Genomic DNA, 12526 nt, shown 5'->3' with positions numbered 1-12526 from the left:
GACGGCTCCCACCGGCTTTGGGAGTCCAGGTGGAGACCATCATCGAGGTTGGCGACGCGCTGAAAGCCGACCATGCCGTGAAACTGGCCAAGCAAAACCGGATCCTGCTGTGGCGCGGCGATTTCCGCAACGCCCTGCAGTTGCTCGCGGCGATGAAGCGCAGGCTGAGCCGCGTCCGACCGCAGGAAAGCTCAGCCAAGACGTTTCATAACTACCGCAAAACCACAGCTCGGCGTGCCCACCTGCTCAGCCGCGTCCAGGTCGACATCAGCCCGGACTTCGAGCTCAACCTCCCGAGCACCCCCGACGTGTCCGAAGCTTGCAAGCAAGCGTTTGGCCAAGACCTCAAGCAGCGCATGCCATTGACCGAAATCCTCGGCGCACTGGGAGCGCAGAGGTGGCGCACGAAAGGCGTGCACGTCCATGCACTTGGCCACAAGATTTATCCGCACTACGGGGTTTTCGCGCCAACACGGCAGGAATACATCGATCTTGTCGCCAATGCCCCATGGCCGAACCCCCACAAGGCATTCGACATAGGCACCGGCACTGGCGTGCTCGCGGCGCTCCTGGCCAAGCGGGGTGCCGAAAGCGTTGTCGCCGTCGACATCGAGCAACGATCGGTCGACTGCGCCCATGACAACGTCACCAGACTGAACCTCGGCAAGAAGATCCAGATCCAGCACCAAGACCTGTTCCCCACAGGCAAAGCCGACCTCGTGGTCTGCAACCCGCCCTGGCTGCCCGGAGAAGTCTCAGCACCACTGGACGCGGCCATCTACGACCCGGACTCACGCATGCTCCGGGGATTCCTCGACAAGCTCCCAGAACACCTGACCGACAAAGGCGAAGCCTGGCTCATCGTCTCCGACCTCGCCGAGCGGCTGGGACTGCGAACCACGACCCACAAGCTGATCACCCAAGCAGGGCTGGAAACCAAGGACCAGTTGACCATCCGGCCGAGGCACAAGGCACGACCGGGCGACCCCCTCGCCGAGTACCGGGCCGCGGAGATCACGTCGCTGTGGCGGATCACACTATGACCGGCGCCACAGCCGTCCACATCGAACTCTTTAACAGAAAGCCTGTGACAATGCCAATCGCGTCCGAGGTGTGGAACGATTTGGTTCCGCGCCCCTTGGTTGGCCAGAGTGACAGCCGATCTTCACAACAGGGGAAAGGCAGTCATGGCCGAGCAGGAAAACACACTATCCGGGCTCCCGGAGAAGCCTAAGCGCAACCGGGGCTTGCTGATCGGGGTCGCGGTCGTGGTGGTCGTCGCGATCGCCGCAGTCGTTGTGCTGTTCGCCACACGGGGATCGGACACCGCCGAAGGCCGTACCACTGTCCGGATCGGCACGACCGAGGCGGGCGCGGAGTACTGGACCACGTTCCGGGATCTGGCTGGGCAGCAGAACATCGACCTGCAGGTCGTCAACTTCAGTGACTACACGCAGGCCAACCCCGCGCTGTCACAGAGCCGGATCGACCTGAACCTGTTCCAGCACTTGCTGTTCCTGACCAACTACAACGTGGCGAACAACGACACGCTGACGCCGATCGCGTCCACCTACATCGTGCCGCTGTCGCTGTACTCGCGTAAGCACGCAGGCGTCGCGGACATCCCGAACGGTGGCACGATCGCGATCCCGAACGACCCGACCAACCAGGCACGGGCGTTGTTGGTGCTGCAGAAGGCCAACTTGATCGTGCTCAAGGGCGGCGGCACCGTGCTTTCCACGCCCGCGGAGATCGACAAGGAGCGCTCCAAGGTCAGCGTCACTCCCGTCGACGCCGCGCAGACCGTCGCTTCACTGCCCTCTGTGGACGGTTCGATCGTGAACAACAACTTCGCGCTCAACGGCGGTCTTGACCCGTCGAAGGCGTTGTTCGCGGACAACCCGGCCGATCCGTCGGCTGAGCCGTACATCAACGCGATCGTTGCGCGCGCGGCTGACAAGGACAATCCGGTTTACGCCAAGGTCGCGCAGATCTACAAGGACGTGCGGGTGGCCAACGAGGTCAAGGCCGAGTCGAAGAACACCGCTGTGCTCGTCGATCGTTCCGCGGCTGATTTGACCGCGATCACTGCCCGGCTTGCCGACACGATTCGCGCCAGCCGGTCGTGAGCACTCCCATCATCGAATTCCGCGGCGCTGGCAAGAATTTCGGCGACGTGACCGCGCTCGCCGGTGTCGATCTGAGCATCGACGCCGGCGAGATCTACGCGGTCATCGGCCATTCCGGCGCCGGGAAGAGCACACTCGTCCGGCTGATCAACGCGTTGGAGCGGGCCACATCCGGCGAAGTCCTCGTCGACGGCGTGGACATCACCAAGCTGTCCGAACGGCGCCTGCGGGAGGTCCGGCTGGGCATCGGCATGGTGTTCCAGCAGTTCAACCTGATGCGGTCGCGCACGGTCTTCGGCAACGTCGCCTATCCGCTCAAGGTCGCCGGGTGGGCGAAGGCCGACCGGGAACGGCGGGTCACTGAGCTGCTGAAGTTCGTCGGGATCGCCGACAAGGCGTGGCAGTACCCCGATCAGCTCTCCGGTGGTCAGAAGCAACGGGTCGGCATCGCGCGTGCGCTCGCGACCAACCCGAAGATCCTGCTGGCCGACGAGTCCACCAGCGCACTGGACCCGGAGACGACCGGCGAGGTGTTGCGCCTGCTCAAGCGGGTCAACAGCGAGTTCGGCGTGACGATCGTGGTGATCACGCACGAGATGGAGGTCGTACGCGAGATCGCCGACCGTGTCGCCGTGCTCAAGGACGGCAAGGTGATCGAGCACGGTCCCGTGCGTGAAGTGTTCGCCGCGCCGCGGGAACCGACGACCAAGACGTTCGTCGAGACCGTGCTGCGCGCCCGCCCGGATCCCGCCGATCTGGCACGGATCCGGGAACGTCACCCTGGACGCCTTGTGATCGCGCGGGTGAGCGACGACCGGCGGATCGGGCCGGTGCTTTCCGAGGCGATCAGCCGCTACGACGTGCGGTTCGAGGTTGTGCACGGCGGCGTGAAGGAGCTGGGCAGCACGTCGTTCGGCAGCCTGACGCTCGAGCTGATCGGCGCGGACGCGGCGGTGGACAAGCTGATCGCGGACCTGCGCGCCGCCACGGACGTGGAGGAACTGGTCTGATGGGCACGAACTGGGACACCTTGCGGCCGGTCCTGATCGACGCGGTCGGGCAGACCCTGTGGATGGTCGCGGCCACGATGATCGTCGGCGGTTTCCTCGGCCTGTTGCTGGGCATTGCCCTCTACAGCACCCGGCCGGGCGGGATTCTGGCCAACCGCCCGGTGCACACGGTGCTGAACGTGGTCGTGAACATCGTGCGGCCGATCCCGTTCATCATCTTCATCACGGCCATCGGCCCGGTGACCATCGCGGTGGTCGGCACGCAGCTGGGCACAGCCGCGGCCACGTTCGCGCTGATCGCCGCGGCCACGTTCGGCATTTCCCGCATCGTCGAGCAGAACCTGGTCACGATCGACCCTGGCGTGATCGAGGCGGCGCGGGCGATGGGCGCGAGCCCGTGGCGGATCATCACGACGCTGTTGGTGCCGGAGGCCTTGGGGCCGCTCATCCTCGGGTACACGTTCGTGTTCGTGGCCGTGGTGGACATGTCCGCGGTCGCGGGCGCCATCGGCGGCGGTGGCCTCGGCGACTTCGCCATCGTCTACGGCTATCAGCGGTTCAACTGGGGTGTCACGGCTGTCGCGGTCGCGATCATCATCGTGCTGGTGCAGCTCGCGCAGTTCGTGGGCAACCGCCTGGCGCGACGGGTGCTGCGGAGGTAGTTAAGCTGCTCGGCCATGGTGGACGCGGCGCAGAAGAGGCGGCTGACCGTCGGCGTGTTGTCGCTCATCCCGGCGTTCTTCGCCGGGATGTTTCTCGGCGTGATCCTGCAGATGAGCTCGGCGGGCTGCGGTAGCACCAGCGTGCGGTTCATCTGCTCGCCGGACGGCCAGATGGTGGCGATGTGGCTCTCCCCAGCTGGGGCGGTCCTCGGCATGATCGTCGGCGGCCTGCTGGGGATCCGCTGGCTGCGTCAAGGCCACCCGGTCACCATCGCGATCCTCACCGGCTGGCTGATCTTCGCCGCGACCGTGGTTACGGCATGGGTGCTGGCCACGAGCTGACGTCAGTCCACTGTGGATTGGCCAGGTGGCGCGATGTCGCCCATGCCGTGCCGGTCTATCCGGGCCAGGACCGTCTCGCACATCTCGACGAACCGGCCGAGGAACTCCTCGTCGACCGCGTCGAAGAACAGCTGGCGGATGCGGTCGGCGTGCGCGGGCGCGGCTTCGGCGATCACCTGCTCGCCGTCCTCGGTGAGCATGAACGCGGGCGACCTGAGTTTGTCGGTCGGCACGCGCCGCACCAGCCTGCGCCGCTCCATCCGCTTGAGATGGTGGGAGAGCCTGCTTTTCTCCCACCGCGTCGCCTCGATCAACTCGTACGTGCGCATCCTCGAGTGCGGCGCGTCGGCCAGGTTGGCCATGATCAGGTAATCGGCCGCGGACAGCCCGAAATCCGCCTGCAAGTGCTGCACGAGCGCATTGTCAAGACGCCGTTTGAACGTAAGGTACGAGCGCCACACGTGCTGTTCGCGGGAAGTGAGGCTGCGCCCTTCTGACATGCAGCCAATACTAATCATAGATCTGCCCGATGCGTACATCCATCTCTATATTTCCATCAAAGCCGCGGTTCAGCGGCTTATACGTGACATTCACAACCTATACCGGTATAGTGATACCTATCGACCACGTGCCAGTCGGAGATGCACCGTTTAGCGGGGACGGAGGAGGGCAACCTCAAGCCCAAACCAAAGGGACCTGTGAAATGACTGCCGACCGGCTCTGATTCAGTTCTGCGGTGTTGCCGTCGTCCGCGGTCGTGCGGGTGGCGGCTTCAACAGCAGCGGCGTGACGTCAACCGGTTCCTTGAGCAGGCCGAAGTCGGTCATCAGCTTGACGATGCGCTGAATCGGGATCGGGTCGAGGTTGGCCCGGAACACCGGCAGCCTGGTCAACGCGGCGACATCCTTGTCGATCTTGGCGAATTCCGGCAGCGGCTCGATCTTCGTACGGTCACTCGACGCGTCGGTCGCCCTGGCGAGACCGCGCTGGAAGGCCTCGACGGTCTTGGGATTCGCGTTGACGAACGTGCCCGTCGCGCCGAAACCCGTGAACGGCAAGTCGTTCAGCGGACCGCTGGCCAGATCAAGCAACGGACTCGCACCAACCGAGCGCTCGGCCGCCGTGACGAACGGCTCGACCATCATCGCGGCGTCGGCCCTGCCGTCGTTCAACGCGGTCGGCATGTCCGGGAACGGCATTTCCACGAACGTGATGCTCTTGTGGTCGACGTTCTGCGTGGCGATCGCCGAGCGGACCATGAGTTCGGCCAACGTGCCCTTCGCGGTGACCGCGACCTTCTTGTGCGCCACATCGGCCGCGGTGTTGAGCGGCGAGTCCTTGCGCTTCATCAACATCGCCGTGCGCGGCGCGGCGTACGAGTTGCCCGCGACGATCTTGACGTCCGCGATCCGCTTGGAGTGCGCGAGAATCAGCGGCGGATACGTGGAATAGACGATGTCGTACTGGCCGTTCACCATGCCTTCGACCGTTTGCTGGCCGCTGCCCGCGATCGTGACGTTGACATCAAGGCCTTCCTCACGGAAGAACCCGTTGCGGATCGCCAGTTGCAGCGGCGCGATCTCCACCGTCGGCAGGATCGCGACGTTGATCCGGGACTTCTCCAGCGGGCCGGAGGGAGCGGGATCGCTTGACTCCCCTGTGATCGCGGAACATCCGCTCACCAGCAGAGCCGCCACAGCGAACGCGGCGGATAGCACCCGACGAGGCATCGATGACACTCCAAGGATTCTGGCAGGTTCCGCTCCGAACCCGGCCTGACAGAGGCCGCGCTCAAGCCGAGCGGGTGTCCACCAAGTCTGGCCAGCGCGCCCTGCCAAATCCCTGCCACGAACAGGAATCCGTGACAGACTCCTGTCAATCCCGCTGGTCCAGACCAGATGAGATGTCAACGCGTCTCCGTAAATTGCATGTGCCGCAACGGAATTGAGGTGATTGTCCGTCAAGCGGTTTCGACGCGGTTCACTTGATCGGCCTAATACTAGACGATGTCGAATCGAGGTGCCGTTGCCGCCTGGGTACCCACGATGTGGAGTGGCAGGGAGCGGACCCACTCGACGATCATCGATTCATGGCTCTCGAAGGCGAGTACGCGCCCAGCACTGCCGATTACGCACGCGACCAGGTCGCGTTGTACGAAGAATCGAACGGGCAGCAAGGCGGTCTGCAGCAAGGCAAGCCCGTGATCATCCTGACCACGGTTGGCGCCAAGTCCGGCAAGCTCCGTAAGACGCCGCTGATGCGGGTCGAGCACGACGGCCAGTACGCGGTCGTGGCGTCGTTGGGTGGGGCGCCGCAGAATCCTCAGTGGTACAACAACATCAAGACTCATCCACGCGTGGAACTGCAGGATGGCGCCGATCGGAGTGAGTACGAGGCTCGCGAGATCGAGGGCGCGGAACGGGACACGTGGTGGGAGCGGGCCGTTGAGGCGTGGCCGGATTACGCGGTGTACCAGACCAAAACCGACCGGGTCATCCCTGTCTTCGTCCTCGACCGAGTGAACTAGGTCAGGAGTTTCAGGCGCCGGGCCGAGTCTGATCCCGGCTCGGCGCCGTTGAAGATCAGGCGCTGGCCTGGTGCGTCGGGCAGCCGGAACGCTTCTTCGTTCAACGTCAGCAGGCCCACCACCGGGTGGTTGAATCTCCGGACCGTGTGATGGCAGTCGGTCATCGGATGTGTCGCCCATATCCGGGCGAAGTCGCGGCTTTCGGCGCACAGCTCGGCCACGAGTTCGGCGAGCTCAGCGTCGTCGGGGTGCTCACGGGTGGAGATCCGCAGGTTCGATGCGGAGAGCCGCATGGCCGCCTCGCGGTCCACGTACAGGTCACGTGCGGCTGGCTCGAGGAACATCCGCCTCGCCAAATTGGGCCGCGAATCTGGGCTGATGCCCAGCAGCGCGTAGCCGAGGCGGTTCGCGACGAGCAGGTCGGCGCGTCTGCCGATCACCCATGCTGCCTGGTCGTTCGCGCTGTCCAGCAGGTTTCGCAGTGAGTCACGGACTGTCTCAGGGCCGAGTGGGCCGCGGGCGATCTGGGTTGGCCAGGCCAGGCGCAGCAGGTGCATACGCTCGGTCTCGTCCAGGCGCAGCGCGGTGGCGATCGCTTCGAGCACCGAATCGGACATCTGGTGGTTTTCGCCCTGCTCGATGCGGGTGTAGTAGTTCACGCTCATCCCCGCGAGCCGCGCGACCTCTTCGCGCCGGAGACCCGGCACTCGACGAGAGGTGCCGTGCGTGGCGATGCCGATCTGCGCTGGTGTCAGCGCCGCACGCCGGGAGCGGAGGAAGGCGCCAAGTTCGGTGTTCCGGTGCTCGCCCACACCGCCATGCTAGTACGACGTTCAACGAGTTCCGGACGGCTAGTTCGCGCCACCACGTGCGGCAACATCGGGTCAGCGCGGATTGTTCCGACAGGCCAAGCAGAACCGCGACCCGGCTCATCGGCAAGTCGGTTCCGGTCAGGTAGCGGCGGGCCGCCTGCCTGCGGACACTGTCGAGCAATTCGCTGTAGCTCGTGCCTTGCTCACGCAGCCCGCGCTGCAGCGTGCGGGGACGAAGGTTGACAAGCGCTTGGAAGAGCGCCGCACGGACCCGTTGCACCAGGTCTGTGCGAGCGGGGGCCTGTTCGGCGATGAACGCCAGCGCGAGATTACGCAGATGTGCGTTGCTGGCCTTCAGTTTGCGCGACGCGAGAGCCGCCGGCACCCGAAGCATCACGACCGGACGTCCTATATGGACGATCGAGCCGAAGAACGACTCGTACGCCGCGATCGGCGCACCGGCATGTCGCACAGAGTCAAATAACTGTCGCTCAAAGTCAAGGTCCGGGTACCGGTTTGCTCCACACTTCTGCCTTGACCGGGTCTGAGACCTGCACCGGACCCGGTCCTGGGAGTGCCGCACCCAGGAAGTCGCGGCCTTCCTCAGCGCGATGACGGCTCGCAGGCTGAAGGTATGCAAACCACGGAAGTCGAAGCCTGGGTCGATGCCTACGTGCACGCGTGGCGCACGGCATCGCCAAAGGACATCAAAGCGCTGTTCGCCCCGGCAGCGGAGTACCACGAGTGGCCGTACGTGACCGACTGGATCGGCCGTGCCGAGATCGTCGAAGGGTGGCTGTCACGGCAGAAGTGGCAGGAGGGTGGATGGGAGTTCGAGTGGTCCATTCTGATGATCAACGGCGACACCGCCGCGATCAAGGGCACCGGCGTCTACAAGGAACTGGGCACGTTCCTGAACCTGTGGACGGTCACGTTCGACAAGCGCGGGAAGTGCCTGATGTTCCGGATGTGGAACAACGAGATCTAGCGTGATCCAGTGCGTTCGGCGCCCCACCGCACCAGCGGTTGCAGCGCCACGATGAGGTCCTTGCCACTGCCGGTCAGCTCAACCGGCGTTGCGGGAACCACCGTCCGTTCGACAAGGCCTTCGGCCGTGAACTCCTTGAGGCGCTGGGACAGCAGCCGGTGCGAGATGCCGTCGATCATCGCGGCGATCTCACCGAACCGCCGCACTCCCAGCGCCAGCACGTGCAGGACGGCGCCGGTCCACGGTTTCGAGATGGCCTCGATGGCCGTTTCGAACCCTCGGCACGAGGTCTCGTTGAGCACGGGCGGGATCTGGCGCGTCGACATACTTACCAAAAGTAAGCCGGTAATGCCTTCTTTGCCACTGGACACGGGTGTCCAACACCATCCGCGCATTGCCGACTATGGACGCCGCGTGAGTTTCGGCGTGAGCATGGATCCCACCGCCGCTTTCCCTCGGCACTCGCGCTCGCCCGGCAGGCCGAGCACGTGGCGAAGGTTCTGGCCTGACCTCCCAAGCGAAGAGAACAGGAAGCACTACACCATAAGGAAAGTCCTTGCTGGCACGAGCGCGGCTGCCATGTTCATCCACAGCAGCCTCTTTCCGCAGACCGGAACGTAGAACGTCACGCCGACGAACCGCACCATTACAGCCTCCGGATCACCGGATGAATCTAGGACTTCCCACAACACGCGGTAAGCGAACGGTTTCGCTGTGTCCAGTGTGTCCAGTACCGTGCGAACCTTGACCGGTTCGGCGGCTTCCCAGAGTACAGTCATCCCCGCGGACTTCAGGTGTCCAGCTGAACAGCGCAGAACCTCGCTGAGCCTCACGCGTCCTCTTCGTGAGACCGTGAAGACTGGGGGGATACGAGATGACAACGGTCCGATTTCGCGTGCTTGGAACCGTTTCCATGGAGGTCGACGGCACGCCGGTCGCCCTTGGCGGAGCGAAACCGAGGGCGCTGCTCGCGGCGCTTCTCGTCCATCCGGAACGGATGGTGGACACGTCCGCGCTGATCGACGTTGTGTGGGGCACCAAACCGCCGAGCTCGGCGCGCGGAATGATCCAGAGTTACGTCTCGACGCTGCGCAGGGCCATCCGTGCCGCAGGTGCGCCGGATGTGCTGCGCGGCGACGGATCCGGGTACTGGATCAGTGTCAAGAGCGGGGTGGACCTCACCGAGTTCGAGAATGCCGTGGAAAACGCCCGTGACATGCTGACTTACAACCGCCCGAAGCAGGCGGCCGCGCACCTGCGTGGCGCCTTGGAGCTGTGGCGTGGCCAGGCATTCGACGGTGTTACCAACGGTTTGCTCGGTGCCGAAGCCGCGCGGCTGACCGAATTGCGGATGACCGCACTGGAACTGCGGGTTACCGCAGACCTGCGATCAGGCGACTACGAAACGTTGATCCCGGACCTTCGTGGCCTGGTCGCGAAGTATCCGTTGCGGGAACGGTTGTGGGCGTCGCTGATGCTCGCCCTGCACCACACCGGCCAGAACTCGGCCGCATTGGCGGTGTACGAGTCGATCAGGCGCAAGCTGGCCGACGAATACGGTGCCCGGCCAGGGACTTGGCTACGCCAGGCACATGAAACCGTGCTGCGCGAAGGGATGCCCGACGAGCAACCCACGAACCAAGCAGCCACGATCCCCATGCAGCTTCCGGCGGACTTGACGACATTCTCCGGCAGGCGCACCGACCTTGCCCGGCTGGACCGGCTGAACGCGCGGACGATCGTGATCGCTGGCCCTGGTGGCGTCGGCAAGACGGCTTTGGCCGTGCACTGGGCACATCGGGTCCGATCGCGCTTCCCGGACGGCCAGCTTTTCGTTGACCTGCGGGGATACGACACATTGGCGCCGGTTTCCACCGCGCAGGCGTTGACCCAGTTCCTGCGCGCCCTGGGCACACCGGCGCAGCAGGTACCGGTCACAGTGGACGAACAGGTCGCGCTCTACCGGTCGATGACCGCGGGCCGCAAGCTGCTTGTCGTGCTGGACAACGCGGTCGGCCCCGACCAGGTTCGCGCGTTGCTTCCGTCCAATCCGGACTCGATGACGCTGGTCACCAGCCGAGGCGATCTGCGGACACTCACCGTACACAATGACGCACGCGTGATCCGTCTCGATGTGTTGTCCGAGAACGAGTCCTTGACTCTGCTGAGATCGTTTCTCGGCGCGGTCGACGACGAACCCATGGAAGAACTTGCCCGGCTGTGCGGGTATTTGCCGCTGGCACTGAGGATCGTGGCCGCCAACCTGCTTGGCAGCGAACACGGCCTGATCACCGACTATGTCGAGCGACTGCGCGCGGACCGGCTGGCCGAACTGGCCGTCGACGGCGATCCGTCCGTCGCTGTCCGGTCCACTTTTCACTTGTCCTATCAGGCACTCGACGAACCGACGCGGCGGTTGTTCCGCTTGCTTGGCCGCGTTCCGGGCGCGGACTTCACCGTGCCGGTCGCGTGCGCGGCCACGGGCGAGGAGTCCGAGGCGGTGATCCGCCGCGCCCTCGACCGGCTGGTTGCCGCGAACTTGCTGACCCCACGGCCCGGGGAGCGTTTCCAGTTCCACGACTTGATCCGTGACTACGCCGCGGATCGGGCGCGCACCGAGGAAACCACCGAACTGGCCGCGTGTGACCGGCGGTTGCTGGATTACTACACGGAAGCGATCACGGACGCGCCCGCCTACTGGCTGGACGACGAGCGCGCGAACCTGGCCGCCATGGTCGGAAATGCAGCCAGCAGCACCGAATTGTGCCACTACGCCTCGCAGATCACACTGGCACTACGGAAATACTTCGTCAACCGTGGGCACGCCGCGGACGGGCTGGCGATGTGCGAGGCCGCCCTCGCGGCAGCGCAACGCTCGGGTGATCAGCGCGCGGAAGCAGCGGTCCTCACAATGAGCGGCCTGATCTCGTACAACCTGAGCGACTACCAGCGAGCCATCGTCAAACACACCAGGGCACGGGACGTCGCCAAGGCGATCGGTGATCTTCTCGCCGAAGCCGACGCAGTGCACCACCTCGGCCGCGTGCATTCGCAGCTCGGCCAGCCGCACGAGGCCATGCGCTGCCACGAAGCCGAGTTGGCGCTGGCGGAGAAGGCAGCCAATGACGTGCTACGCGCCCGTGCGATCAACTACATCGGGGTTGCGCAACTGTCGCTCGGCCATGTCGAGGAAGCGGTCGCGTGCCACAGCCAGGCGCTGGCGATCTGTGAGCAGATCGGCGACCAGTTCGCGTCCATCTACGTGCTGAACGGCCTCGGCCTCGCGCACTGGACGGCCGGGCGCCTGACCGAGGCCGCCAACTGCCACAAGCAGTGCGTGGACATCGCGTACGAGACGGAATACCACTACCTCTCCGGCAACTCGCTGGTCTGCCTCGCGGAGACGTACTGCGACCTCGGCCGATACGCCGAAGCACGGTCGCATGCGCACGACGCGCTCGTGCTCAGCCGCCAGATCGGCGAACGCCGTTACGAGGCAGGCGCGCTGGAGATCAGCGCGACCGTGCAACGCAGGCTCGGCAAACTGACCGAGAGTATCGAGGGCTACACGGCCGCGTTGGCGCTGTCCCGGTCGATCAGCTTCCGCTACGGCGAAGTGTCTGTCCTCATTGGCCTGTCGATCGCTCACCGGCGCCTCGGCGAGATCGCCACGGCGATGGGTTATGCCCGTGAAGCCCTGGACACCATGTACGAGACCGGCATGCGCGTGCTGGAGGCGCCCGCGTTGACCGAGCTCGCCGCGAGCTGCCTGGCGATGGACGACATCGAGCACGCAGGCATGCACATCGAGCACGCGTTGAAGCTGGTCGCGACCGGCGGTCAGCGCCTGTTCGAAGCGCGTGCGCTGCACGTGCGTGGCCTGATCACGCAGGCCGCGCGGGGCGCCGAGGCCGCCGTGCCGCACTGGCAGCGGGCGCTTGAGATCTTCACCGAGATCGGCGCACCGGAGACCGAGGAGCTTGTCCGCCTGGTGAGATCCGCTGTGACCTGCTGATTCAAGGTCCGTGCAAGGTTTGTCCCCGCTCGGTGCGGCAT

Annotated in this window: 13 protein-coding genes and 1 pseudogene; 8 read left to right on the top strand and 6 right to left on the bottom strand. The window is 64.9% G+C overall.

The genetic code is table 11. The features are described from left to right. Nucleotides 1-29 precede the first annotated feature (29 nt). The 5 genes from LWC34_RS47570 to LWC34_RS47550 all read left to right on the top strand — a co-directional run bounded on the left by LWC34_RS47570 (nucleotide 30) and on the right by LWC34_RS47550 (nucleotide 4143). On the top strand, nucleotides 30-1043 hold the full coding sequence (locus LWC34_RS47570; protein WP_233732189.1) for a methyltransferase: 1014 nt from the start codon (nucleotides 30-32) through the stop codon (nucleotides 1041-1043). A 144-nt stretch (nucleotides 1044-1187) separates the two neighbouring features. Continuing rightward, nucleotides 1188-2129: a MetQ/NlpA family ABC transporter substrate-binding protein gene (locus LWC34_RS47565; RefSeq protein WP_233732188.1), complete on the top strand. Its 942-nt coding sequence runs from the start codon at nucleotides 1188-1190 to the stop codon at nucleotides 2127-2129. After that, on the top strand, nucleotides 2126-3139 hold the full coding sequence (locus LWC34_RS47560) for a methionine ABC transporter ATP-binding protein (protein ID WP_233732177.1): 1014 nt from the start codon (nucleotides 2126-2128) through the stop codon (nucleotides 3137-3139). The genes LWC34_RS47565 and LWC34_RS47560 overlap by 4 nt, the downstream gene beginning before the upstream one ends. Further along, entirely contained in the window at nucleotides 3139-3801 is a 663-nt protein-coding gene (locus tag LWC34_RS47555) for a methionine ABC transporter permease (RefSeq protein ID WP_233732175.1), read from the top strand. Before LWC34_RS47560 ends, LWC34_RS47555 begins: the two co-directional genes overlap by 1 nt. Before the next feature lie 15 nt (nucleotides 3802-3816). Beyond that, nucleotides 3817-4143 (top strand): hypothetical protein, encoded by a 327-nt coding sequence (locus tag LWC34_RS47550; protein ID WP_233732172.1) that lies wholly within the window; start codon nucleotides 3817-3819, stop codon nucleotides 4141-4143. Nucleotides 4144-4145: 2 nt separating this feature from the next. Here the strand turns inward: LWC34_RS47550 and LWC34_RS47545 are convergent, their stop codons facing one another. Together LWC34_RS47545 and LWC34_RS47540 are read right to left on the bottom strand one after the other, a co-directional pair. Then, on the bottom strand, nucleotides 4146-4556 hold the full coding sequence (locus tag LWC34_RS47545) for a MarR family transcriptional regulator (RefSeq protein WP_233732169.1): 411 nt from the start codon (nucleotides 4554-4556) through the stop codon (nucleotides 4146-4148). A 312-nt stretch (nucleotides 4557-4868) separates the two neighbouring features. Continuing rightward, nucleotides 4869-5873 (bottom strand): ABC transporter substrate-binding protein, encoded by a 1005-nt coding sequence (locus LWC34_RS47540; protein WP_233732166.1) that lies wholly within the window; start codon nucleotides 5871-5873, stop codon nucleotides 4869-4871. Between the two features lie 359 nt (nucleotides 5874-6232). Between LWC34_RS47540 and LWC34_RS47535 the strand changes: the two genes are divergently transcribed. Further along, entirely contained in the window at nucleotides 6233-6670 is a 438-nt protein-coding gene (locus tag LWC34_RS47535; RefSeq protein ID WP_233732163.1) for a nitroreductase family deazaflavin-dependent oxidoreductase, read from the top strand. On the opposite strand, the gene LWC34_RS47530 is transcribed toward LWC34_RS47535, so the two are convergent. Both LWC34_RS47530 and LWC34_RS47525 read right to left on the bottom strand, forming a co-directional pair. After that, the gene (locus LWC34_RS47530; RefSeq protein WP_233732161.1) at nucleotides 6667-7482 is read right to left on the bottom strand and encodes a helix-turn-helix transcriptional regulator; all 816 of its coding nucleotides are present in this window, start codon (nucleotides 7480-7482) and stop codon (nucleotides 6667-6669) included. The two genes, LWC34_RS47535 and LWC34_RS47530, sit on opposite strands and share 4 nt — an antisense overlap. A 61-nt stretch (nucleotides 7483-7543) precedes the next feature. Next, a pseudogene (locus LWC34_RS47525) lies at nucleotides 7544-7876 on the bottom strand (helix-turn-helix domain-containing protein); the annotation flags it as partial. A 240-nt stretch (nucleotides 7877-8116) separates the two neighbouring features. On the opposite strand from LWC34_RS47525, the gene LWC34_RS47520 reads away from it, so the two are divergent. Next, nucleotides 8117-8470 carry a nuclear transport factor 2 family protein gene (locus tag LWC34_RS47520; RefSeq protein WP_233732160.1) on the top strand — a complete coding sequence of 118 codons (354 nt, stop codon included), beginning with the start codon at nucleotides 8117-8119 and terminating at the stop codon, nucleotides 8468-8470. Here LWC34_RS47520 and LWC34_RS47515 read toward each other — a convergent pair. Both LWC34_RS47515 and LWC34_RS47510 read right to left on the bottom strand, forming a co-directional pair. Beyond that, on the bottom strand, nucleotides 8467-8796 hold the full coding sequence (locus tag LWC34_RS47515) for a winged helix-turn-helix transcriptional regulator (RefSeq protein ID WP_233732159.1): 330 nt from the start codon (nucleotides 8794-8796) through the stop codon (nucleotides 8467-8469). The genes LWC34_RS47520 and LWC34_RS47515 overlap by 4 nt on opposite strands. A gap of 210 nt (nucleotides 8797-9006) precedes the next feature. Next, nucleotides 9007-9249 carry a hypothetical protein gene (locus tag LWC34_RS47510; RefSeq protein WP_233732157.1) on the bottom strand — a complete coding sequence of 81 codons (243 nt, stop codon included), beginning with the start codon at nucleotides 9247-9249 and terminating at the stop codon, nucleotides 9007-9009. Between the two features lie 95 nt (nucleotides 9250-9344). Between LWC34_RS47510 and LWC34_RS47505 the strand changes: the two genes are divergently transcribed. Further along, the gene (locus tag LWC34_RS47505) at nucleotides 9345-12485 is read left to right on the top strand and encodes an AfsR/SARP family transcriptional regulator (RefSeq protein WP_233732153.1); all 3141 of its coding nucleotides are present in this window, start codon (nucleotides 9345-9347) and stop codon (nucleotides 12483-12485) included. Nucleotides 12486-12526: the final 41 nt, after the last annotated feature.

Source organism: Kibdelosporangium philippinense (assembly GCF_021390435.2).
Lineage (GTDB): Bacteria > Actinomycetota > Actinomycetes > Mycobacteriales > Pseudonocardiaceae > Kibdelosporangium > Kibdelosporangium philippinense.
Note: the sequence above shows the minus strand (reverse complement) of the source record. Positions and strands in the feature narration are given on the sequence as shown.

Coding starts and splice junctions, on each gene's coding strand:
- LWC34_RS47515 (WP_233732159.1), bottom strand. CDS start 8,796: ATGTCGACGCGCCAGATCCCGCCCGTGCTCAACGAGACCTCGTGCCGA.
- LWC34_RS47540 (WP_233732166.1), bottom strand. CDS start 5,873: ATGCCTCGTCGGGTGCTATCCGCCGCGTTCGCTGTGGCGGCTCTGCTG.
- LWC34_RS47550 (WP_233732172.1), top strand. CDS start 3,817: ATGGTGGACGCGGCGCAGAAGAGGCGGCTGACCGTCGGCGTGTTGTCG.
- LWC34_RS47565 (WP_233732188.1), top strand. CDS start 1,188: ATGGCCGAGCAGGAAAACACACTATCCGGGCTCCCGGAGAAGCCTAAG.
- LWC34_RS47555 (WP_233732175.1), top strand. CDS start 3,139: ATGGGCACGAACTGGGACACCTTGCGGCCGGTCCTGATCGACGCGGTC.
- LWC34_RS47535 (WP_233732163.1), top strand. CDS start 6,233: ATGGCTCTCGAAGGCGAGTACGCGCCCAGCACTGCCGATTACGCACGC.
- LWC34_RS47505 (WP_233732153.1), top strand. CDS start 9,345: ATGACAACGGTCCGATTTCGCGTGCTTGGAACCGTTTCCATGGAGGTC.
- LWC34_RS47510 (WP_233732157.1), bottom strand. CDS start 9,249: ATGACTGTACTCTGGGAAGCCGCCGAACCGGTCAAGGTTCGCACGGTA.
- LWC34_RS47520 (WP_233732160.1), top strand. CDS start 8,117: ATGCAAACCACGGAAGTCGAAGCCTGGGTCGATGCCTACGTGCACGCG.